This window comes from Arthrobacter sp. BL-252-APC-1A (assembly GCF_009696625.1).
Taxonomy (GTDB): domain Bacteria; phylum Actinomycetota; class Actinomycetes; order Actinomycetales; family Micrococcaceae; genus Arthrobacter_B.
Genome location: NZ_VULS01000012.1, coordinates 41517 through 63275, shown reverse-complemented (window position 1 = coordinate 63275; position 21759 = coordinate 41517). Strand labels below are relative to the sequence as shown.

Annotated in this window: 21 protein-coding genes; 8 read left to right on the top strand and 13 right to left on the bottom strand. The window is 66.2% G+C overall.

Annotated features, from left to right (window positions below; genetic code table 11):
• Positions 1–3: 3 nt before the first annotated feature.
• From FYJ28_RS15605 to fepB, 3 genes are read right to left on the bottom strand one after another with little or no spacing between them, the layout of a single operon-like run.
• A complete protein-coding gene (locus tag FYJ28_RS15605; protein WP_326831764.1) occupies positions 4–1053 on the bottom strand; it encodes a FecCD family ABC transporter permease in 1050 nt (349 codons plus the stop codon).
• Entirely contained in the window at positions 1050–2069 is a 1020-nt protein-coding gene (locus tag FYJ28_RS15600) for a FecCD family ABC transporter permease (protein WP_326831763.1), read from the bottom strand. The genes FYJ28_RS15605 and FYJ28_RS15600 overlap by 4 nt, the downstream gene beginning before the upstream one ends.
• Before the next feature lie 23 nt (positions 2070–2092).
• Positions 2093–3100 (bottom strand): Fe2+-enterobactin ABC transporter substrate-binding protein, encoded by a 1008-nt coding sequence (gene fepB, locus FYJ28_RS15595; RefSeq protein ID WP_154579960.1) that lies wholly within the window; start codon positions 3098–3100, stop codon positions 2093–2095.
• A gap of 244 nt (positions 3101–3344) precedes the next feature.
• Here fepB and FYJ28_RS15590 point away from each other — a divergent pair, with 244 nt between their 5' ends.
• Together FYJ28_RS15590 and FYJ28_RS15585 are read left to right on the top strand one after the other, a co-directional pair.
• Positions 3345–4244 (top strand): alpha/beta hydrolase family protein, encoded by a 900-nt coding sequence (locus FYJ28_RS15590; RefSeq protein ID WP_154579959.1) that lies wholly within the window; start codon positions 3345–3347, stop codon positions 4242–4244.
• Positions 4241–4666 (top strand): MarR family winged helix-turn-helix transcriptional regulator, encoded by a 426-nt coding sequence (locus FYJ28_RS15585; RefSeq protein WP_154579958.1) that lies wholly within the window; start codon positions 4241–4243, stop codon positions 4664–4666. The genes FYJ28_RS15590 and FYJ28_RS15585 overlap by 4 nt, the downstream gene beginning before the upstream one ends.
• A 10-nt stretch (positions 4667–4676) precedes the next feature.
• On the opposite strand, the gene FYJ28_RS15580 is transcribed toward FYJ28_RS15585, so the two are convergent.
• Positions 4677–5384, bottom strand: coding sequence for an ABC transporter ATP-binding protein (locus FYJ28_RS15580; RefSeq protein WP_154579957.1), 708 nt, complete (start codon positions 5382–5384; stop codon positions 4677–4679).
• A gap of 44 nt (positions 5385–5428) precedes the next feature.
• A complete protein-coding gene (locus FYJ28_RS15575) occupies positions 5429–6508 on the bottom strand; it encodes an ABC transporter permease (RefSeq protein ID WP_154579956.1) in 1080 nt (359 codons plus the stop codon).
• Between the two features lie 186 nt (positions 6509–6694).
• Between FYJ28_RS15575 and FYJ28_RS15570 the strand changes: the two genes are divergently transcribed.
• The 3 genes from FYJ28_RS15570 to FYJ28_RS15560 all read left to right on the top strand — a co-directional run bounded on the left by FYJ28_RS15570 (position 6695) and on the right by FYJ28_RS15560 (position 12481).
• Positions 6695–8035 carry a sensor histidine kinase gene (locus FYJ28_RS15570; protein WP_154579955.1) on the top strand — a complete coding sequence of 447 codons (1341 nt, stop codon included), beginning with the start codon at positions 6695–6697 and terminating at the stop codon, positions 8033–8035.
• The gene (locus FYJ28_RS15565; RefSeq protein WP_326831762.1) at positions 8028–8672 is read left to right on the top strand and encodes a response regulator transcription factor; all 645 of its coding nucleotides are present in this window, start codon (positions 8028–8030) and stop codon (positions 8670–8672) included. The genes FYJ28_RS15570 and FYJ28_RS15565 overlap by 8 nt, the downstream gene beginning before the upstream one ends.
• A gap of 131 nt (positions 8673–8803) precedes the next feature.
• Entirely contained in the window at positions 8804–12481 is a 3678-nt protein-coding gene (locus FYJ28_RS15560) for a thioester domain-containing protein (RefSeq protein ID WP_154579954.1), read from the top strand.
• Positions 12482–12536: 55 nt separating this feature from the next.
• On the opposite strand, the gene FYJ28_RS15555 is transcribed toward FYJ28_RS15560, so the two are convergent.
• From FYJ28_RS15555 to FYJ28_RS15535, 5 genes are all read right to left on the bottom strand, one after another.
• Positions 12537–12854, bottom strand: coding sequence for a hypothetical protein (locus tag FYJ28_RS15555; RefSeq protein WP_152225709.1), 318 nt, complete (start codon positions 12852–12854; stop codon positions 12537–12539).
• Between the two features lie 128 nt (positions 12855–12982).
• On the bottom strand, positions 12983–13159 hold the full coding sequence (locus FYJ28_RS15550; protein WP_154579953.1) for a hypothetical protein: 177 nt from the start codon (positions 13157–13159) through the stop codon (positions 12983–12985).
• 198 nt (positions 13160–13357) lie between these two features.
• The gene (locus FYJ28_RS15545) at positions 13358–13825 is read right to left on the bottom strand and encodes a DoxX family protein (protein WP_195840700.1); all 468 of its coding nucleotides are present in this window, start codon (positions 13823–13825) and stop codon (positions 13358–13360) included.
• A 57-nt stretch (positions 13826–13882) separates the two neighbouring features.
• Positions 13883–14536, bottom strand: a complete 654-nt coding sequence (locus FYJ28_RS15540) for an aldo/keto reductase (protein WP_154579952.1) — start codon at positions 14534–14536, stop codon at positions 13883–13885.
• Positions 14537–14569: 33 nt separating this feature from the next.
• Entirely contained in the window at positions 14570–16288 is a 1719-nt protein-coding gene (locus FYJ28_RS15535) for an alpha-glucosidase (protein WP_154579951.1), read from the bottom strand.
• 159 nt (positions 16289–16447) lie between these two features.
• Between FYJ28_RS15535 and FYJ28_RS15530 the strand changes: the two genes are divergently transcribed.
• On the top strand, positions 16448–17056 hold the full coding sequence (locus FYJ28_RS15530; protein ID WP_154579950.1) for a TetR/AcrR family transcriptional regulator: 609 nt from the start codon (positions 16448–16450) through the stop codon (positions 17054–17056).
• 371 nt (positions 17057–17427) lie between these two features.
• Entirely contained in the window at positions 17428–18750 is a 1323-nt protein-coding gene (locus FYJ28_RS15525; RefSeq protein ID WP_229780510.1) for an MFS transporter, read from the top strand.
• Positions 18751–18792: 42 nt separating this feature from the next.
• On the opposite strand, the gene FYJ28_RS15520 is transcribed toward FYJ28_RS15525, so the two are convergent.
• The gene (locus FYJ28_RS15520; protein ID WP_154579949.1) at positions 18793–19365 is read right to left on the bottom strand and encodes a GNAT family N-acetyltransferase; all 573 of its coding nucleotides are present in this window, start codon (positions 19363–19365) and stop codon (positions 18793–18795) included.
• A gap of 128 nt (positions 19366–19493) precedes the next feature.
• Here FYJ28_RS15520 and FYJ28_RS15515 point away from each other — a divergent pair, with 128 nt between their 5' ends.
• Positions 19494–19955 (top strand): hypothetical protein, encoded by a 462-nt coding sequence (locus FYJ28_RS15515; protein WP_055238940.1) that lies wholly within the window; start codon positions 19494–19496, stop codon positions 19953–19955.
• Positions 19956–19959: 4 nt separating this feature from the next.
• On the opposite strand, the gene FYJ28_RS15510 is transcribed toward FYJ28_RS15515, so the two are convergent.
• Both FYJ28_RS15510 and FYJ28_RS15505 read right to left on the bottom strand, forming a co-directional pair.
• Positions 19960–20763: an ABC transporter permease gene (locus FYJ28_RS15510; protein ID WP_055238939.1), complete on the bottom strand. Its 804-nt coding sequence runs from the start codon at positions 20761–20763 to the stop codon at positions 19960–19962.
• 9 nt (positions 20764–20772) lie between these two features.
• Complete coding sequence (locus tag FYJ28_RS15505; RefSeq protein WP_082413205.1) at positions 20773–21690, bottom strand: ABC transporter permease; 918 nt, start codon at positions 21688–21690, stop codon at positions 20773–20775.
• Positions 21691–21759 lie beyond the last annotated feature (69 nt).

Here is a 21759-nt window from a genome sequence, read left to right as displayed (position 1 = left end):
GGGTTAGACCTGCTTGCTTCGGGTCAGGAGCCAGAGCAAATACACGCCGCCCACCAGCCCAGTCATCAGCCCGATCGGCACGGCTGCCTGGATGGGCAGCCGCTGCGAGAGAAGGTCCGACCCGGCAACCAGCACCGCGCCCATCAGCGCACCGGTGCCGAGGTGGACGCCGGGTGAACGGGTCAGCCGCGAGGCAAGCTGCGGTGCGGCGAGTGCCACGAAGACAATCGGACCCGCAGCCGCGGTTGCCACCGCCGTCAGTCCCACTGCCGCGGCCATCGCCAGGATCCGCGTGCGTTCGGTGCGGATTCCCAGTGCGCGGGCGGCGTCGTCGCCCATTTCCATCTGGTTCAGGTTCCGGGACAGCACCAGCAGTACGGGCAGCAGGATCACGACGGCGGCCAGGACCGGCACGGCGTGCCCCCACGTGCGTGCGGCCAGGGAACCGGAAAGCCACAGGTGCGCCTCGGCCGCGAGATCCGAGTCGCCCTTGGCCAGCAGGATGGTGTTAACGGCCGTCAGCATGGCACCGACGCCGATGCCGACCAGGACCAGCCGGTATCCGCCGGTAATTCCGCCGTTGAGCGAGAGCAGGTAGACGATTCCGGCCGCGAGCAGGCCGCCGGCAACCGCTGCTAGCGCAGTGGCCCCCGGACCGGCGTCGAACAGCACGATTTGGGCCACGGCCCCGGTCGCGGCGCCGGTGGTGAACCCGATGATGTCCGGCGACCCCAGAGCGTTGCGGGAAATCGACTGGAACGTGGCCCCGGCGGCGCCCAGGCAGGCGCCGACCCCCAGGGCCGTGAGCGTGCGCGGCAGTCTGATCTTCTGGACAACTTTGACGCTGCGGTTCTCGCCCTGGCCGAAAACCGCACCCAGGACGTCGCCAAAGGCCAGCGCGATGGTGCCGGTCTGCATGCCGGCAAGGCCAAGCACGACGGCGGCGGCCGCCAGGACCACGCCGGTCACGAGCGTCCGGCGCCGGCAGCGCAAGAGGACCGGGCCGAGGGACAGGGTGCGGGTGCGCGGGGGAGAGCTTTTGGAGATGGTCACAGTTTTGCCAGCTTTCGCCGCCGGGCCAGGGCAATAAAGAAGGGTGCACCTACCAGCGCGCTCATGACACCGGCGCCGATTTCCGCCGGAGCGGCCACCAGGCGTCCGGCTACGTCGGCGAACAGCAGCAGCAGCGCCCCGAAGAGCATGGACAGCGGGAGCAGCCGCCGGTGGCTGGGGCCGGTGACGAGCCGCGCCACATGGGGTGCCGCCAGTCCGAGGAAGGCGATAGGGCCGGCAGCAGCAGTGGCAGCGCCTGCCAGCACGAGGATGGCAACGGCACCGAGGACCCAGATGCTGCGGGTCCGCACGCCCAGGGTCCTGCCGAGATCAGCGCCGAGGGCCAGCGAATCCAGGCTTTGGGAGAGCGGCAGTGCTGCCAGTACGGCGATCAGGCAGGCCCCGAAGACCCAGGGGAGCACGTCGTAACCGCGGCCTTGGAGGGATCCGGAGGCCCAGGCGGCATAGGCGGTGATCGTCTCGTCGGGTCCGCCGAGAAGGATGATCTTGGTTCCGGCGCCGAGCATGACGGAGAGCCCGGCGCCGGCCAGGACCAGCCGAACCGGGTTGGTGCCGGCGTCATGGGCCCGGCCCAGCAGGTACACCAGCACGGAGGTGGCTGCCGCTCCGGCAAAGCCCAGCCACATGTACTGGTAGGGGGAACGCATGTTAAGGAAGCCCAGGCCTATGGCCACGGCGAATGCGGCGCCCGCGTTCACACCGAGCAGCCCGGGCTCGGCCAGGGGATTGCGGGTGAGCGCCTGCATCATCGCTCCCGCCAGGCCAAGGGCGGCACCAACGGTGATGGCCAGGAAGGTGCGCGGCAGCCGCAGTTCACGGACCAGCAGGTGCGAATCCCGGGAAGGATCGAAGGCGGTCAGGGCTGCCCAGGTATCGGCCAGGGCGATGGTGCGTGACCCCGAGGCGAAACTGGCAAACGCCAGCAGCACCAGCAGGGCCAGGCCGAGGGCCCAGGTGATTGCCTGCCGGTGCTGCCTGCGCGGTGTTTTGAACACTGAACGTGCCAGCCGGGGTGTTGTTACTTCGCCGGGAAGGAGGCCGTGAACCACTCCACGATGTCGCTGGCGCTGAAGTAGTCGAGACGGAAGGACTCCGGGCCCATGGAATAGACCTTGCCGGCCTGGACCGATGGCAGGTTGGCGAGGGTCGGGTCGGCAGTGAACGCTTCGACGGTCTTCTCGGTGGAGCTGATCAGGAAGGTGTAGTCACCTGTCACCGATGCAGAAAGGCCTTCGTAGGACGTGAAGGTGAAGTCTTCGCGCTTCTGCGTGGAGGTGTCGTACTGCTCGTCCGGTTCCGCGACGGTGAAGCCCAGGGCGGTGAGCAGCTGGGAGTGCGGGCCGGTGCCCTTGCCCACCGGGGAAACGTCGCCGGCGTTGTAGCTGACAATCGACGCCGTCGTGCCTTCTGCGATGTCCAGTTTCCTGGCCGCCTCGGCGAGGGAACTGTCGAACTCTTCAACCACGGAGACGGCCTTGTCCTCCAGGCCAGTGGCCTCGCCCAGCTCCACGGCAAGGTCCTGCCACGTCTGGTCGCCGTAGTTGACCACGATGGTTGGGGCAATATCGCTCAGTGCGTCGTACTGATCCAGCACGGAGTCAGCTCCGGAGGTGGAGACGACAATCAGGTCCGGGTCCTCGGCGATGACGGCTTCGAGGTCCAGCTCTCCGATGGTGTAGAGGGGTTCGACGCCGCGTTCTACGGCGACGTCGGCCCACTGCGAGAAGAAGCCGTTTTCGTCGGCGGTGCCGCTGCGGGCCGTGCTCACGGACGTAGCCGTGACGGGGGCGTCGATTGCCAGCAGGGTGCCGGTGACGGACAGCGAGGTGGAGACGATCGTTTCCGGCATGGCGTCAATGACCGTTTCGCCGGCTTCGTGCGTGATGGTGCGCGGCCACTCGGTTGAGGGTGAGCTGCTTGCGGCCGGATCGGCGTCGGCAGCCTCGCTGCTGCAGGCGCCGAGGGTGAGGGCCAGAACAGCCGTGGCTGAGAGTGCCAGGGCCTTTTTGGGCAGGGGGAAGCGCAAGAGGTACTCCTAGGGTGCTCGCCGCCGCGGCAATAAACGTGCGGCGCTTGACGGTGAAGTATGCGGACTCAATTCCGCAGCAGGGTTAGCCTAACCTAACTTGGACCGAATTACGCAACGTTACTGTTCGCTAATACTCTGACGTGGGTCCGTGCCCCTCGAACGCGCCAATTTGGGCCGGCTCAGTGAACCTCAATCTAAGAACCTCTGGTGTTGAAGGCCGTGCGGACCTAGGGTAATTCGCATGCGAAATATTGAGGCGCCCCGAACTGAGGCGCGGCAGGTCAGCATCGGTGTGCGGACCGCGGGAACCATCTTCGGTACGCTGCGTCTTCCCCTGGAGGATGAGCCGCTTGCCGCCGTCGCAATCCATCCGGCCACTGCGGTTCCGCAACGGCTGTACAGCGGCTTCGCGGAGTATCTGGCAACCCGTGGGTTCGCCGTGCTCTCCTACGACTACCGCGGAACCGGTGCTTCCGGCAGCCCGCGGCAGTACCGAGCCCTGCGGATGCGTGACTGGATGGACGTGGATGTTCCGGCCGCCGCAGCCTGGCTGCGCGAACGCTACCCGGAGCTGCCGCACGTCGCGGTGGGACACAGCCTGGGCGGGCATGCGCTCGCGCTGAACAACGGCGGGGAAGGCCTGCACGGTTTTATGACGGTGGCCTCGCACGCCGGTGTCACCCGCTCCATACCCGACCGTGCCGAGCGCGCCCGGGTGGAACTCATCCTGCGCGTCCTGGGGCCCGGAGCGGCACGCGTCCTGGGCTATGTTCCCGGACGCAGGATGGGCCTCGGCGAGGACATGCCTGCTGCTGCCATGCTGGAATGGAGCAAATGGTCCCGCACGCCCGGGTACTTCTTTGATGACCCCACCATGCATGCCCGGGAACGGACAGCGCGGGTGCGGACCAGGGTGCTGTGCGTTGGGCTCGACGACGATCCCTGGGCTACGCCGGAACAGATCGGCGTGATTGCCCGCCAGCTGGTCAACGCGCAGGTTCAGACCCGAACCTACGCGCCGGAGGACGCCGGTGTGCCGACAATCGGGCATATGGGATATTTCCGCCGCGGTCCCGGCGCGGTGCTGTGGCCCGACGCCGCTGCCTGGCTCGCCGCGCGTGCGGGAATAAGCGGGTCATGAACGGCGGTAGGCCTCCTCGGCTGGTCTTCCTCACCCTGGAAGCCCAACGGCGGCTGGCGAGGTGGATCAGCCGGCGCGGGCGCCCGCACGGCATCAGCGCACCGGCTGCCGGAGTGCTGTTCCACGTCGCGGCCGCGCCAGGGACCACCACGGGCGAGGTCGCCTCAGCGCTGCACGGCTCGGCGGCAGGTACTTCCGGGCTGCTGTCGAGGATGGAACAGTCCGGGCTGATCACCCGCAGTCCTGACCCCGCGGACCGGCGGACCATCCGGGTGGAGCTCGCTCCAGCCGGGGAAGACGCGATGGCTGACATCCGCGAAGCGATCACCGACCTCAACGCCCTGATCACCGACGGCTTCAGCGCGGAGGAACTCGAGACCGTGGCACGCTGGCTGCGGCATGTTTCCCGTTCCGTGGGATAGCAGCGCCGCGCTAGGGCTGGTCCACCGCAGCCGGCAGAGTGAGGACGCCATCCCGCATCCTCACCACTACGTCCGCAAGAGGGAGGAACTCGACGTCGTGCGTCACCAGGATGGTGGCAACATTGAATTCCTCCGTGACGTCCCTGAGCAGTTTCATGATGGAGGCGGACCGGTCATGGTCCAGTGCGGCGGTGGGCTCATCCACCAGGAGCAGTGACGGATTCCCCATGAGCGCCCGCGCAATGTTCACGCGCTGCCGCTGGCCGCCGGAGAGCTGGTGGGGCCGCTGGTTCACCTGTCCGTCCAGCCCGACGAGGTTGAGCAGTTCTCCGGCGCGGTCCGCGGCCGGACCGGTGCGTTCCCCGCGCAGATGGGCAACGGCCACGAGCTGCTCCACGGCGGTGAGTGCCGGCAGCAGGTTGGGCTGCTGGAAGACGATGCCGATCTCCTCCCGCCGAAGACGGGCACGCTCAGCGTCATCCAGCCCGCCGACGTCGGCCCCGTTGACCAGGACTGTTCCGGAGGTCGGTGGGATCAAGGTTGCCGCGACGGCGAGCAGGCTGGACTTGCCGGAGCCTGAGGGCCCCGCCAGCCCCGTGACGGTTCCGCGGACGGCGGACAGGCCCACGTTATCCAGGGCCCGGACGGTGTTGTTCTGCCCGTCAGGATACTCCAGGGTGACGTTCTCCAGGATCAGGGCAGTGGTGGTGCTGTTCATGGGATGTTCCGTTCTCTAACTGGTGTGGTCTGCACGGTGGCGATTCAGTTCCCGCCCAGGGCCAGGAGGGGGTCCACCTTCGTGACGCGGCGGACGGCGAGCGCTGCGCCCGCGAGGCCCAGAACGAAGACACCGGCAACCGGGAGCACCGTCGTGGCGGCTGTGGCAGCGAAGGGTGCGGCCTTGGCGGCTACGGCACCGGCGGCAGCACCGAGCAGCCCGCCGGCAACAGTTCCTGCGGCCAGGATGACTGCGGCCTGGGCGAGGTAATCGCGCAGTACGTAGGAACGGGTTCCGCCGAGTGCCCGCAGCACTGCGATGTCCCGGGTGCGCTGGAGCGTCCACACCGTCAGGAAGGCTACGATCACCAGGGCTGAAATGCCGTACAGGAACGCCTGCATCATCAGCAGGGACCCGTTCTCGGATGAATAGGCCGGGAGCGCGGAGAGGCTGGCGGAACGTTCCATGCTGGTGGTTCCGGCTTCGGTGTTGGCGGCGTCCAGCGCACCACTGTCCCGCTGGCCGCCGTCGTAGTCCACGGCCAGTACAGTGCCTGCGACGTCCGGTTCGGTGTGGGCGGCGGTCTTCCAGTCGGGAAGCGATATCCAGGCGACCGGAGTGTGGCTGTACCACTGGTCTTCAACGACAGCCGCGACAATCAGCTGCTGGCCGTTGACGGACGCTTCCGAGCCGGGCTGCAGTCCAAGGTCATCGGCGAATTGCTGGCTGACCACTGCCTTTCCCGGTGCCACCCCGTCAGGGGCAATGCTGCTGCCGGGGTTTACGCCGAAGATCGCCGCGGATGCCGTGCCGCCGGCCTGGATCCTGCCCTGGGAGATGCCCAGTGGCTCGGCGCTGCTAATTCCCGGCGCGTCCTGCCACGCCTGCTGCTGTTCCGGGCTGACCGAGGATTCGGTAAACGACGCCTTGGGTTCGGTACCGGGGGGCGCCCCGAAGACGACTTCGTCCGCTCGCAGGGACTTGATGCTGGAAGTGGACTGGTCGGCAAGGCCGGCCGTGAGGCCGGAGAGCATCACGAGCAGAAAACTGATGAGGGCAACGACCGTTCCCATCAGGGCGAAACGGCCTTTCGCGAAGCGCATTTCTCGCAGGGCCAGGTACATGTGGGGTTCCTTTGGTCTTGTAGTCTGCAGGGCCCGGACTTTCCGGGATTTCCCTTGCTTTCACTCTTCCGCCGGGAAGGAAACCCGGCATCGGTGGACCGTACGGTCCGTACGCATCAAAAGGTGCAGCGGACGGTCAACCATTCGGTTGATGCGGCACGGTGCGGCCGTGGCTAGGCTGGCGGTATGTCCGCTGAGTTGGACCGGCCACGGGCCGGCGAGCGGGTCCTGCGTGTGCTGCGCCTGGCCCTGCACGTCGGTTTTGCGCTCCTGCTCGCCGTCGCCGTTGGCCGGATGCTGCTTATGGGCCCGCTGTCCTGGGTGTCCTTCTTGGCGCTGCTGCTGTCCGCGGTGCTGGCAGCGGTCTATGTGATCGGGACGGTGGCCGAAAAACGGGCGTCCGACGGCGGCCGGGGACGCCGTGCCCTGCGCTTTGACCCGGAGCGGCACGGCCTGGCCTGGCTGGGTGCAGTCACAGGTCTCTGGGCTTTGCTGCTGGTGCTGAGCCCGGACTTTTCCTGGCTGGCCTTTCCGCTGTTCTTCCTCCAGCTGCATCTGCTGCCCCTGCGCCCGGCGCTCCTGGCCGTCACGGTGACCACCGCCGCCGTCGTCGCGGCGCAGTGGGCGCACGCCGGGGAGTTTCACGCCGCGATGCTGTTGGGCCCGCTGATTGGGGCCGGATTCGCCGTCATCATGGCGCTCGCGTACCAGGCGCTGTACGCCGAGGTGACCAACCAGCGAGAAGCCCTGGACGAACTGCACCGCACCCGCGCAGAACTGGCACGCAGCCAGCGGGAACAGGGGGTGCTGGAAGAGCGCGGGCGGCTGGCCCGCGAAATCCACGACACCCTGGCCCAGGGACTGGCCAGCATCGTATTAATGAGCAGGTCGGCCCGCGCTTCCCTCGATGCCGGGAACCTCGAAACCGTGCGGGAGCGGCTGGGAACGGTCGAGGAAACCGCGGCGGAGAACCTGGCCGAGGCCCGGCAGTTTGTTCGGAACCTGCGTGGATCCGAGAACGGCGGCGGGTCACTCGTGGACCGGTTGGAGCGTGCCTGCCGGTCTGTCCAGGAACGGGCTGCCGCCCAGGGCCAGGAGCTGGCCTGCAGTTTCCGGTTGGAGGGCGTCCCGGCAGCGTTGCCGGCGCCCTATGAAGTTGCCGTGCTGCGGGCAGTGCAGGCTACGCTCGCGAACGTCCTGCAGCACGCCTCCGCTTCCCGGGCCGTGGTGACGCTGGCCTTCGTCGGCAGGGACGTGACGCTGGACATTTTCGACGACGGCCGAGGGTTTGACCCGGTCGAGCGTGCCCGTTCGGGGCCGCGCCACGACGGCAGCGGCTACGGACTTATTTCCATTGCAGACCGCGTTGAAGCGCTGGGAGGCAGGATGGACCTTGAGTCAGTGCCGGGAGAAGGAACCGCCGTGGGCATCCGCCTTCCCCTGCCTGACGCGCGGCAGGCCGCGGCGGATCTGCCCGCATCCGTTCCGGGACAGGTTCCCGACGCGGGAGGGCAGGGCCGTGGCTGAACTGCGTGTGCTCTTGGTGGATGACCACCCGGTGGTGCGGGCCGGGCTGCGGGCGATGCTTTCCGGCTTCGAGGAGGTTTCCGTCGGCGAAGAGGCAGCGGACGGGGATGAAGCGCTGAAGATCCTTGGACGCGAGGCAGCCGTGGGCGAGAGGATTGACCTGGTGCTCATGGACCTTCAGATGGCTCCGGGCATGGATGGCGTGACAGCCACCCGTCGCATCAAGGAACAGTACCCGGACCTGCCTGTGCTGGTGCTGACCACCTACGACACCGACGCGGACATCCTGGCGGCCGTCGAGGCCGGCGCCAGCGGCTACATGCTCAAGGATGCCCCGCCGAAGGCGATCCGGGACGCCGTCCGGTCGGCTGCGGCCGGACAGACCGCGCTCGCTCCGGAAGTCGCCGCCAGGCTGATGGGCCGCGTGCGCAATCCGGAGCCTTCCCTGAGCGCGCGTGAAATCGAGCTGGTTGAGCTCCTGGCCACCGGGATGTCCAACCGGGCCATGTCCCGCCGGCTGTTCATCAGCGAGGCTACCGTGAAGACCCATCTGGTCCACATTTACGAGAAGCTCGGCGTGGACAACCGCACCGCGGCCATCGCGGTGGCGCGTGAACGGAGAATTATCCGGGCCTAACGGGCGGAGATCGACTGCCCCTCTGGTGACCGCCCGGACCGGAGGTTAGTCTCGGCGGCCAGAGCCGGATCCAGCAACCCCGTTTCGGACCGGGACCGGCTCCGCCTGACGACTCGCACCCGAGGGGAACCATGAACACTCAGCAGTCTTCTGCCCACCGTGAAACCACGAATCGAAGGCTGCGCCGGAGGATCAGAGGCCTTGCCGTCTTTGTCCTGGCGCTGCTGCTTCTGCTCCCGTTCGCCGGACCGGTCCAGGCACGCATTGACGAGCCGGTCCCGAACGACCCTGTGGGCACCTCCGACGAGACGGACATCGTCATCACGTCCCTGGGATTTGGGCAGGCCGTCAACGGGGCGATCCCGCCCCTAGGAGCTACCTGGCCCATCAATTTCTATCCCACAACGCGGCCGGCGGGCTACGAAACAGAGAACGTGGACTTCGCGGGAATCATCGAGACCCAGGACGCCCAGGGCACCACCACAGCCCAGATGTACTGCATCGACCTGCGCACCTCCACCCGTGTGGGCATCGGCTACGTCAACGGCACCTGGTCAGAAGCCAACGTTCCCAACATCGGATACGTGGAACGGATACTAAATACCTACTATCCGTCCTCCAACCTGCCCGCGGGCCTCAACAACAACCAGCGTGCGGCGGCAGTGCAGGCAGCCATCTGGTTCTTCACCGACGGCTACGTGGTCAGCGTCAGCGATCCCCTCTACCCCGCCGTCGCCGGAATCGTGAACGCGACCATCGCCGCCGGCCCCCAGACCGAACCTCCGGCGCCGGATATCTCCGTCACCCCTGCCACGGCAGAGGCCTCGGTCAATGGTGTGGCGGGTCCCTATACCGTGCAGGCGCAGGAGGGGGCCGACATTACTCTCAGCGTGTCCGACGGCTTCACCCTCTATGCCGACGCAGCCGGCACTGTGCCCATCACCAATCCGGTTGGATCCGGGACCCAGGTATGGGTGAGAAGTGATGCCGGGGACACAGGACCGGCCACCATCCTGGCCCAGGCCGCGGTTCCGGTTCCGACTGGAAACGTGTACCTGTACGACGGCGCCACGTCGGGAACCACAACCGCCCAGAAGCTGATCCTTGCCGCCACCCGGACACTGACTTCCAATGCGACGGCGCAGGCGGAGTTCTTTGAAGTCGGTTCCCTTGCAGTGACCAAGACGATCGACGGCGAGGCAGCCGGCAGCCAGGAAGCCGTAGCCATCAGCATCAACTGCGGCGAGGGCTACCAGTTCACGTTCACCATCGATGCGGGCACCACAGGATCCGTCAGCCAGACCTTCAACGAGATTCCGGTGGGATCCACCTGCACTATCACCGAGCCCACCAACGGCGCCACGGCGACCGTAGCGGTGAGCACCGTTCTGCCGGACCCCGTGCCCATCACGGCGGGGACCACCGCGACGGCCACCGTTACGGACACCTACACCTTCGTGCCCGGGACGCTCTCCGTGGGCAAGACCATCGCCGGTGAGGCCGCCGGGGCCCAGGGTGAGGTGGTCATCACGGTGGTCTGCACCTCAGGTGAAGCCCAGGTGGTCAATGACACCATCACCATCCCGGCCAACGCCACGGAGGTCACCCCCACCGAGTACGGAAACCTGCCGGCTGGCACCAGCTGCGTCGTCACGGAAACCAGCAGCGGAGAAACCACCAGCATCGCGGTGGAGACCACGGGAACGGGGACATACACCGTTCCCGCTGCGGGCAGTGTGCAAGCCGCTGTCACCAACACCTACACGTTCAGGACCGGTGTCCTGGCAGTCCGCAAGCTGATCGACGGCGCTGCCGCCGGCCAGCAGGGTCCCGTGACACTGAACGTCGTCTGCACCGGGGCTTCTACCCTCAACGAGACGATCACCATCCCAGCGGGAGCCACCGAAACCGATCCGGTGGAATACCCGGGCCTGCTCGCCGGCACGAGCTGTACCGTCACCGAAACGGCCAACGGATCCAGCACCGAGATTGGCGTCGAGACGGTGTTTGAACCGACCACGGGTACTGTCACCATCCCGGCGGAGGACGGCGTGGAAGTTATCGTCACCAATACCTACTCGGTGAACCCGGGCTCACTGACTGTCTCCAAGACCATCGCCGGAGCAGCGGCAGGTCAGCAGGGTGAAGTGCAGATAGACATCCTCTGCCGCCTCGACGACGTCACCACCTTCAGCACCTCGGTCACGATTCCGGCGGGGACTACCGCACCGCAAGCGCAGACGTTCACGGACATCCCGGCGGGCAGCGCGTGCGCAGTGACGGAGTCCGCCACCGGCGAGACTGACGAGATCGCCGTCGTCGTTGATCTGCCGGACACCGCGACCATCCCGGCAGGAGGCACCGCAACTGCCGCGGTCACCAACACCTACACACAGAAACCCGGCATTATCACGGTCTACAAGAATTTCGAGGGTCCGGCCGCCGGCAGTCAGGAAGGCGTCCTGGTTGAGGTCACCTGCACGCTGAACGGGGCGACCGTCCTGGAAGAGACCTTCCAGGGCCCGCCGCAGGCAGCTTCCCCGGTCTTCGGCCGCTTCCTGAATGTGCCGGCGGGGGCATCCTGCTTGGTCACGGAACTTGAAGACGGCAGCACCCCCGCAATCCTGGTGGAGACGGATCTTCCGGATCCGTTCACCGTTCCTGCCGGAGGTGAAGTCGAAGCCACCGTCACGAACACCTATACCTTCGCTCCCGGATCAATCTCCGTGAGCAAGGTCATCGACGGCGAAGAGGCCGGGAACCAGGGTGAAATCGTGCTGCGAACCGTCTGCATCCTGGACGGCGAAACGGTCCTCGACGAAACATTCACCATCGCGGAGGGATCCACCGGCACTGAATCGACCCAGTACGAGGACCTGACGGTCGGCACCGAATGCACCGTGACCGAGACTCAGGACGGCTCCACCGAAACCGTTGGGGTAGCCACCGTGCTGCCGGATCCGGTCACTATCGCGGCCGGCGCCGGGGTGGAAGCCACGGTCACGAACACCTACACCTTGAATCCGGGTTCGCTCAGCGTCAGCAAGGTGATCGACGGTGAGGCAGCGGGGGCGCAGGATGACATCGTCCTGGGCATCACCTGCACGCTGGACGGCGTGAGCGTGCTGGATGAGACGGTCACGATCCCCGCGGGAACCACCGGGACTGAAACCCAGGTGTTCGAAGACCTGGCTGTGGGTACCGAGTGCGCGGTCACCGAACCGGGCAGCGGTGCGACGGACGCCGTCGCGGTCACCACGGTCCTTCCGGAACCGGTAACCATCGCCGCGGCCACCGCGAGCGAGGCGACGGTGACCAACACCTACACCTTCAATCCGGGCACGCTGGTTGTCACCAAGCAGATCGCCGGTGCAGCTGCCGGGCATCAGGGCGAAGTGGTGCTGAACGTGGTCTGCACGCTGGGGGAGGAGACGGTGCTGGATGAGACCGTGACGATACAGGCCGGTGCCACCGGCGACGTCATGAACACCTACGGCGGGCTTGCCCAGGGTTCTGAATGTGCCGTGACGGAGACGGCTACCGGGGTAACCAGCGGGCTGGAAGTCAGCACAGTCCTCCCCGAACCGGTGGGGATTACCGCGGCCGGTGCCTCCGAGCTGCGGGTCGTCAACACCTACACCTCAACGCAGCCGGCACCGCGCCCGACGCCGGATCGGCCGGGCAAGAAGCGTCTGCCGTCCACGGGCGCCGAGTTTGCCGGGGGCTTCCTGGCCCTCGGCGCTGGCCTGATCGCGGTGGGCGGTGCAGGCGTAGCGGCAGCTAAGCGCCGCCGCGGCAGCAGGAGTTAGCCAGTAGTAAAAGGATTGGGCGGCCGGGAAACCGGCCGCCCAATCCTTTTAATCGTTAATCGTTCCTGGATTCGTCCGGGTCCTTGTCCTCGGAGCCCGGAACCGCACCAAACCTGCGGTTCACCCCGGAGCCGTGTCCCATTGAATCCGGATTGGGTTTACCGGCAATGATCATCAGCAGGAACGTCAGCAGACAGACGATGAACGTAATGCACCCGGCAGCCAGCCCCAGCTGCCAGCGCAGTTCGTTCTCGGCGCCGCCTGTGGAAACCACTGCCGTCGTGACGGCTACGAATCCGGCGATGACGCCGGAGACTATGACGGGGACGTTGCCGTAGTCCGGTCCTGCTGGTGTCCGCTGCGGTTCGGCCATGCGATCAGCTCCTGGGCTGGTGCTTGGGTGCTGCCGTTCTGCGGGACATTCTGCCACTGCACCCGTGCAGCAAAAAGGGCCGCAGGCAAATGCCTGCGGCCCTTTGGCGGCTTTCCGCCGGCGCTGCCCTACGCGTTCGCCTCGGCAGCAGCCGGAGCGGCCATGCCGGAGAGGTTCGGAGCAGTCTCGAAGCTCATTTCAACAGCGGATACGCCGCCCGCCACGAGGGCAGAAGCGACCGCGATGCCCGCGAGAAGGGCAGTGGTGCGGTTCGATGACCGTTGGCTTGTCTTGGTCTGGAACATAGGTATGTCCTCCTTTCCAGATCTGGAGTGGGACCAGCAGGCAGGCCGAAGTGCCCGCGCCGCTGTGCCTTAATTAATGCTAGGCCGGACCGCGGGCCGGCTGGCATAACACGGCTCACAGATCCGGGATTTCCTCCCGTGGTGTTGGCCACGCAGGGATGTGGTGTGCACTACGCCGGGATAGCAGGGCTAATCGGTTTAGCGGCCGGCCTCTCGACGGGAAGCCTGCCGCAGCGCCTGCCAGGCTCCGGTGGACCAGAGTGCCCAAATGACCAGGAGCGGCTGGAAGAACAGCCGGACGAGGCGCTTTTGATCCGTGTCGAGGCCAAAACCGTCTGTCTGGGTTACGTACTGTGAGATGTTGCCCGGGAAGATCGCGATGAAGAAGGCAGCTGCAGCCAGCCCAACAGGTACCCGCCGGCTGGGCAGAGCGGCCAGGGCGGCGCCCAGCCCAATCTCAGCGATCCCCGACAGCAGCACTACCAGGTCCTTGTCCAGCGGCACCCAGCCGGGGACCTGTGCCTGGAATTCGTCCCGGGCAAAGGTGAGATGGCTGGTTCCAGCGAACATCAGGAACAGGCCCAGCACCACTGCGGCCGCCCGGCGGGGGCGGCTGGCCTTGGGGGCACGGGCGGTCAGGGTGCGGATCAGGGGGCTGCGGGACATGCCCCGACGCTAACGTATCCGCCCGCCGCCGAAAAGTGCGGCGGCGGGCGGCGGGGGTCAGTGGCCGAAGCTGTCGGAGTCCAGAATCCCGGCTTCTCCGGCGTCCAGCGCTGAAAGATCCGCGATTTCCGTTTCTTCCAAGGCGAAATCGAAGACTGCGAGGTTTTCCGCCAGGTGTTCCCGCGAAGATGCCTTCGGGATGGGAACCAGCCCCTGCTGGACGTGCCAGCGCAGCACGATCTGTCCCGGGGTCTTTCCGTACTTCGCGGCCAGCGCGGTGACTGCAGTGTCCTCCAACAGGCCGCCGTCGCGCCCCAGCGGGCTCCATGACTCGGTCACGATGCCGAGCCTGTTGTTTGCCTGGCGGGACGCTTCGCGGATGTGGCGGGGATCCACCTGGATCTGGTTCAGGTCCGGGATGACACCGGCGTCAGCGAGGCGCTGCAGGTGGGCCGGCTTGAAGTTGGAAACTCCGATGCCGCGGATCAGGCCTTCTTCGAGCAGATCGTTCAGCCCGAGCACTGCTTCAACGTACTGGTCCTGGTCAGGGTTGGGCCAGTGCACCAGCAGCAGGTCGATGTAGTCGGTGCCGAGCCTTTGCGCTGACGCGGAGAAGGCCTGGCGGACGCCGTCGCGGCTGTGCCAGCGCTTGTTGAATTTGGTGGTGATCACCACGTCACTGCGGGCGGTGGGGACGGTGGAGTTCGGCATGAAGCTTCCTTTCACTGTGGCTGTTGTCCGAGCCTAGCCAACCCAGCTCACGGTTTCAGAAACGTCCAGGACCCGCACCTCCCACGGGCGAAGGTTCCCGGCACCGCCTGCCTCGGCGTAGTTGCCAAGAATCGGCGGCCCATCGGCCGCGAGCCCCAGCGGAACCTCCAGGGCGTCGCCGGACACGTTGGCGAGGACCAGCCAGGCCGCGTCGTCCAGGGTCCTGCGGTAGGCGAACAGGTGCGGGTGTTCAGGCGCCTCCAAATGGAAGTCGCCAAGAACAACCACATCGTGGGTGTGCCGGAGCCGGATGAGGTCCTGGTAATACCGGAAGACCGATTTCGCCGCGGAACGGTCGGCTTCGGCATTGACGTCCACATGGTTCGGATTGACGTCGATCCAGGGCTGGCCTTCGGTAAACCCCGCGTTCGGTCCAGCAGTCCACTGCATCGGGGTGCGGGGATTGTCCCTGCTCATGGCGCGCAGTGCTTCGAGGGCCTCCCCGGCGGGCATGCCCTGCGCTGTGGATTCAGCGTAGAAGTTCAGTGACTCGACGTCGCGGTACTGCTCGATCGAGGTGAAGCCGGCGTTGGTCATGCCGATTTCCTCGCCCTGGTACACATACGGCGTACCGCGCTGCAGATGCAGCAGCGTGGCCCAGAGCGTGGCTGATTCGTAGCGGAATTCGTCATCGTTCCCGAACCGGGACAGATGCCGCGGCTGGTCATGGTTGCTCAGGTACAGGCTGTTCCAGCCGCGGTCCGCCAGTCCGCGCTGCCAGCGGTTCCAGGACGTTTTCAGGTCCGGGAGACTCAGGGGCCGGTAATCCCATTTCCGCCCGCCGGCCTGGTCAAGGCTCACATGCTCGAACTGGAAGACCATGTCCAGTTCCGCCCGGTACGGGTCGGTATAGAGCAGCGCCTGGTCCACCGTGGCGCCGGGGGTTTCGCCCACGGTGAGAAAGTCGCCGTCGCGCCCTGAAAAGACCTCGCGGCGCATCTCCTGCAGGAACTCGTGGATCCGGGGCCCGTTGGTGAAGTGCGGGGAACCGTCGCCCCAGACACTGCCCGGTCCCACCAGGCCGTCGGGCAGCGCCAGGTCCTTGGAGATGAAGTTGATGACGTCCATCCGGAAGCCGTCCACGCCCCTGTCCAGCCACCAGCGCATCGTCTCGTAGACCTCGTGCCGAACGGCCGGGTTCTCCCAGTTCAGGTCCGGCTGGTGCGGCGTAAACAGGTGCAGGTAGTACTGTCCGGTCTCCGGCTCGAAAGTCCAGGCCGGTCCGCCGAAGTGCGAGCCCCAGTTGTTCGGCTCCGCGCCGGGTTCCCCGGGTTCAAAGCCCGGCCGGGCGTCCCGCCACCAGAAATAGTCCCGGTACGGGTTCTCCCGTGACTTCCGGGCTTCCTGGAACACGGGGTGCTCGCTGGAGGTGTGGTTGACCACCAGGTCCATCACCAGTTTCATGCCGCGCACATGCAGCTGTCCGAGCAGCTCGTCGAAGTCCTCTTCCGTGCCGAACAGGCGGTCGATCCGGCGGTAGTTGGAGATGTCATACCCGTTGTCCCGCTGCGGCGACTCGTGCACCGGGGACAACCAGACGACGTCGACCCCCAGATCCTGCAGATAGTCCACATGGGCGAGGATTCCGCGCAGGTCCCCGATTCCGTCCCCGTTGCCGTCCGCGAAACTGCGCGGATAGATCTGATAGACGACGGCGCTGGTCCACCATGCTGGCTGGTGCGGATCGCTCATGGCTGGCTTCCTCTCGCAGGCAGTGCCTGGGAGTCTACGCCGATGGCCCTGTGCGATAAATCGACCGGTTCGGTTTTCTGCTGCCGGTTTGAAACGGCAGCAGAAATGGAAACCGGCAGCAGAATGGCTGGGGTATTCTCCAGATTCGGAAGGAGAACGATGCCTGCAGTACCAGCCACCCCGGTTCCCCCGTCCGGAACTAGGCCAGACGAAGGCAAGCGCGCCGACGCCCGCCGCAACATCGAGGCGATTCTGGCGGCTGCCACCCGACTTCTGGCCGTTGATCCGAACGCCAGCGTGAGTGAAATTGCCAGGGCGGCCGGCGTTGGCAGAGTGACCCTTTACGGCCACTTCGCGACCCGCACGGTCCTGCTTCAGGAAGTCATGGCGCGCGCCATCGACCAGACGGACAAGGCATTGTCCGGCGAGGAATTCGACGGCGATCCGGCCGAGGCGCTCGGCCGGCTCCTGGAAATGACCTGGCACCTAACTCACCGGTTTGGGGCACTGGTGGTTGCTGCATCCGGTAGCCTTCCACCGGAGGAGATCCGGCGGGCACATGACGAGCCCGCTGAACGGGTCCGGGTTCTGCTGGAACGCGGACGGGAGCAAGGTGCCTTCCGCATTGATATGCCCGTCGAATGGCAGATCAGTGTGATCCAAGCGGTCCTGCATGGCGCTTCTGCTGCTGTGCACAGAGGAGAAATCTCAGCTGAGCAAGCACCGTCGCTGGTGCGGACCACACTCCTGGCGGCGCTCCTTCGGTAGCGCCCATCCAGTGCCGCAATAACGTCGTTTACCATCACCATCTCCCATCGTGTGTGGCAGCGCCGTCGCTATGCCGCGCCCGGAGCAACCTTATTGCGACACAGGATGAACCGGGTGCGAGCAATCCAGCATTATTGCGACACAGGACGGACTCCCGTCAGGCCGGAGGGCTTGGTGGAAAAGGCCATTCCGAAAACCTCTTGTTGAACACCACTGTTCGAGTTACGTTGGGTTGCATCCGAATCCAACATGCTGGGTGGGTGTTTGCGATGCAGGCTTTTGACGATTCAGAACCACGCTCGGAGAGCGGAACAGGGCATGAAGCCGCTTTCCCAGGGGAGACAGCCGCCGGAGTTCCCCACCGCTGGAGAATGCTCTGGCTCCTGGGCATCGCCCAGCTGATGCTCATTGTGGATGTCACGGTGGTGGCCATCGCTCTGCCGGCCATCCAGGTTGACCTTGGCCTGGGCCGGTCCGAGCTGGCTTGGACAGCGAGCATCTACGCCCTGGTGTTTGGTGGGCTGATGCTGCTGGGCGGGAAGGCCGCGGATGTGCTGGGTCCCCGCCGCGTGGTGCTGGCAGGCCTGGGCCTGTTCGTGGCTGCCTCACTGCTGGCGGGGCTGGCGGGAGGGCCGCAAGTCCTCCTCACTGCGCGGGCACTGCAGGGACTGGGAGCCGCCGCGATGTCACCTGCAGCGCTCTCGGTGATTGCTCGGAGCTTCTCCGGGGACGAGTTGGCGCGCGCGTTGGGCGTCTGGTCGGCCCTCGGCGGGGCCGGGGCCGCCCTGGGGGTACTTGTGCTGACAGCCGGCCCGGGTTGGCCCTGGGTGTTCTTCGTAAACGTGCCCGTCGGAGTTCTCCTGCTGGTGTGCCTGGCTTTGTGGGTCCGGCCGCTTCCTGGCTCGGGCGGACGGCTGGACCCCGCAGGCGCGGCCCTGGTGACCGCGGCGACGGCAGCAGTCGTCTACGGACTGGTCTCTGCCGGCGACTACGGCTGGGTCAGCGTCCAGACGCTGGTCCCGGTAGCAGCGGGACTGCTCGGTTACGTGCTGTTCTGGCGCCGCATCCGCAGCGCCGCCGAGCCGTTGGTTGATCCCGCCATGCTCCGGCGGCGGCCAGTGGTCCTGGGCCTCGGCCTGATCTTCGTGGCTACCGCCCTGATGATCTCCGTGTTCTTCCTGGGTTCCTTTGTGCTGCAGCAGCTGCATGGGTTCACGGCGTGGGAAACCGGATTGTCGTTCCTGCCCGTCGCGTTTGGCACAATTCTGGGCTCGACGCTGGCTGGGCGGATGCTCCCGGCCCGCGGCGTCCGCGCAGTGGCAGTTGCAGGCCTGCTGATCGCATGCGCCGGCTTGGCGGCCGCCGCGGGGATTCTCTCCATGACAGTGCTGATCATCGGCACGTCGGTGGCCGGGTTCGGCGTCGGGGCAGTCTTTGTTGCAGCCGCCGGGAGCATGTTCTCGGCAGTGCAGCCGCAGGAGGCAGGAGTTGCGTCGGGTGCGCTGAGCACCTTCCATGAGTTTGGGGCCGCTGCCGGCGTCTCTGCTGTCTCGAGTGTGGCGGCCGGCATTATGACCCCGAGTTTTGGAGTCTTCGCCGGCGGTTACTGGTTCGCCGCGGCGATCGCCGCGGCCGCCTGCCTTGCTGCGCTGGCCTGGCCGAGAAAAGGTGCAGCGGCCGGCATGGCAGGCTAAGCGCAGCAGAATCGCCGGCAGGGGCAGCCGCAGCCCGGCTCCCTACAAAGCCAGCCGCATCAGGACCCGGGGAAAACCATTAAGGACAGACGAGGTGTCCGCGGCCTTAACGAATCCAGCTGCCTCGAAAAGGCTGCGGGTGCCGGCGTATGCCATGGTCATTTCCACTTTTTCGCCCTGGTTGTCCACCGGGTAAGCCTCGACGGCGGGTGCCCCGTGCCCTCGCGCGAAGTCGACGGCGCCGGACACCAGTGCGTGGGAGATTCCCCTGCCGCGGTGGCCGGGACGGACCCGGACGCACCACAGGGACCACACCGGCAGGTCATCGAGAATGGGAATCTTCCGGTTCTTCGCAAATGAGGTGTCCGCCCGCGGATGAATCGCTGCCCACCCGGCCGGCTCGCCGTCGTCGTACGCCAGGACGCCGGGAGGCGGCACTTCGCCCAGCAGGCCCCGCATCTTCTCTCCACGTGCCTGGCGCTGCAGCGCCTGGTTCTCCTTGGAGCTCAGCAGCCGGTAGCTCAGGCACCAGCAGGCGTTGGATTCAGGATTCTTGGGACCCAGGACGGCGGCAGTATCTGCGAACACCGTTGCGGGCCGGACCTCGACTGGCATGCGCACACCCTACCGCCGAACCGGGCCAAAGCTGAGAACCGCGCGGAAACGGGCTAGACTAGCCGGTTCATCCCGGCGGATCCTCCGCCGGAAGACATAAGCAGCAGGAAAAAAGAAAAGAGAGCGCAATGTTCGCCGCTGGTGCGTCCATTACCGAGATTGAGCAGGACGTCGAGGACATGATCGTGCAGCTGGTGCACCGGCTGGGAGACCTGGCCGATGCGGACCCGGATCCGGTGGGAGCCCAGGAACGGGCCTACATCAAGGCCTTCTCCGACGTCCGGGCCAACAGCTCCATGGACCAGGCCGCACTGCTGGAAACAGCCATCAGCCGCCCCAACCTCGCAGAGTCGCTGCTGTACCTGAACCGCCGGCTGGATGCAGCGAACCTGGGCCCGCGGGACCCGGCGGGAATCATCGGCGTCGTCATCCGCCTGGCCATGGACGGGCTGTGGGTCAGCGACATCCTGGACTCCAGCCGGTTCACCAGGGCGGAGCGCGAGCGGATCACCACGCTGCTCACGGCCTTGTCCCGGCTGAGTGATGAGCGGATGGCGGAGCTGCTCCCGGAGTGCGCCGCCACCCGCTGACCGGTTACTTCTTGTCATCCCCGGTGAGCCGCTGGGACAGGTAGACAGGGATCATCGACGCCACGATCAGCACGGCGGCAATGACGTTCACCACGGGCGCCTGGTTGGGGCGGGCCATGTTGTTGAAGATCCAGATCGGGAGCGTTTCGGTGCCGGGCGGGGCGGTGAAGGTGGTGACCACCACCTCATCGAAGCTCAGCGCAAAGGCGAGCAGCCCGCCCGCAACGAACGCCGAGCGGAACCCGGGGAACGTGACCTGGAAGAAGGTCTTCACCACGTTGGCGCCCATGTCCATGGCCGCTTCCTCCAGCCCGCGGTTCATCCGGCCCAGCCGTGCCTGGACGTTGTTGAAGACCATCACGATGCAGAACGTCGCATGGCCAACAATCACGGAGAACAGCCCCAGACCGATCCCCAGCGGTTCCAGCACGGTCTTGAACGTGTTGTTCAGGGCGACGCCGGTGACGATGCCGGGCAGCGCGATGGGCAGCACCACCAGCAGGTTGATGGTGTTCTTGCCGAAGAAGTCGTACCGGGACAGGGCAAAGGCCACCATTGAGCCCAGCAGCAGGGCGATCACGGTAGCGACGGACGCAACCTTGAGCGAGGTCCACAGGGCCTCCCGCACGCCCTCGTTGTGCCAGGCGGCGACCCACCAGCGGGTGGTGAATTCCTGAATCGGGAACGCGCCCGAGGTGGTGGCGTTGAACGAGTTCGCGATGACCAGCAGCAGGGGCAGGTAAATCGCGGCCATAACCAGGCCGGCGAAGACCCGAAGGGTGATTTTGGCAGAAGCCGATAGCCTCATGGGTCTCTCCTACAGTTGCTTCAGGGCGCCGGACTTGCGGGCCAGGAACAGGTAAAGCACGACGACGATGATCGGCACGGTTCCGAAGGCCGCGGCGAGCGGCGGGTTGAGGTTGATGTTCGAGGCGATCACGGTGCCGATCACCTGGGTCTTGCCGCCGACGAACTGCGCGGCAATGTAGTCGCCCAGGCTCAGCGAGAAGGTGAAGATGGACCCGGCGACGAAGGCGGGCTTCAGCAGCGGAACTGCTACCGTCCACACGGTGGCCCAGGCTTTGGCGCCGAGGTCGGAGGAGGCGTCGAACAGGCTGTCGGGGATCTGCCGGAAGGCGTTGTAGACGGGCACTGCCATGTACGGGAACCACAGGTAGGCCAGGGTCACGATCAGCGCGGCAGTTCCGTAGCCGGGGCCGGTCATGCCCAGCGGCGCCAGCAGCCAGTCCAGCGGGCCGCCGGAGGAGAAGGTGATGCGCCAGGAGAAGACTTTCACCAGGTAACCGGCCCAGAGGGGCAGGGTGATGCCGATCGCCAGGGCTGCGCGCATTTTCGGCGAAGCCACTTTTGCCATGTAGAGCCCGAGGGGCAGGGCCAGTGCGGCGCAGAGAACAGTGACCGCCAGGGCAATGCCGATGGTCCGCAGGGCGGTCTGCTGGTACGCCGGGACGGTGATGATCTCAATGAAGTTCTCCAGCGTAAACGCAGGAATGACCTTCGAGGTGAAACTGTCCGTGCGCCAGAAGGCGGTGATGAACAGCAGGATCAATGACCCGATATAGAGCACGCCGAGCCAGCCGAGCGGCAGCAGGAGCAGTCCGGTCAGGCGGGCTTTCGGCCGGGCATAGAGCATGCGGGAAATGCGGTCGCCCAGGCTGTTGCGGGGCTGCACCGCCGCTGCGGGCGGGGGCGGGGTTTCGTGGATTACTGCCATGGCGCTTTTCCGGCGGATCTCCGCCGATTCTCCTCTTGGGCCGGGCCTGTGGGACGTGGTGCCGCAGTG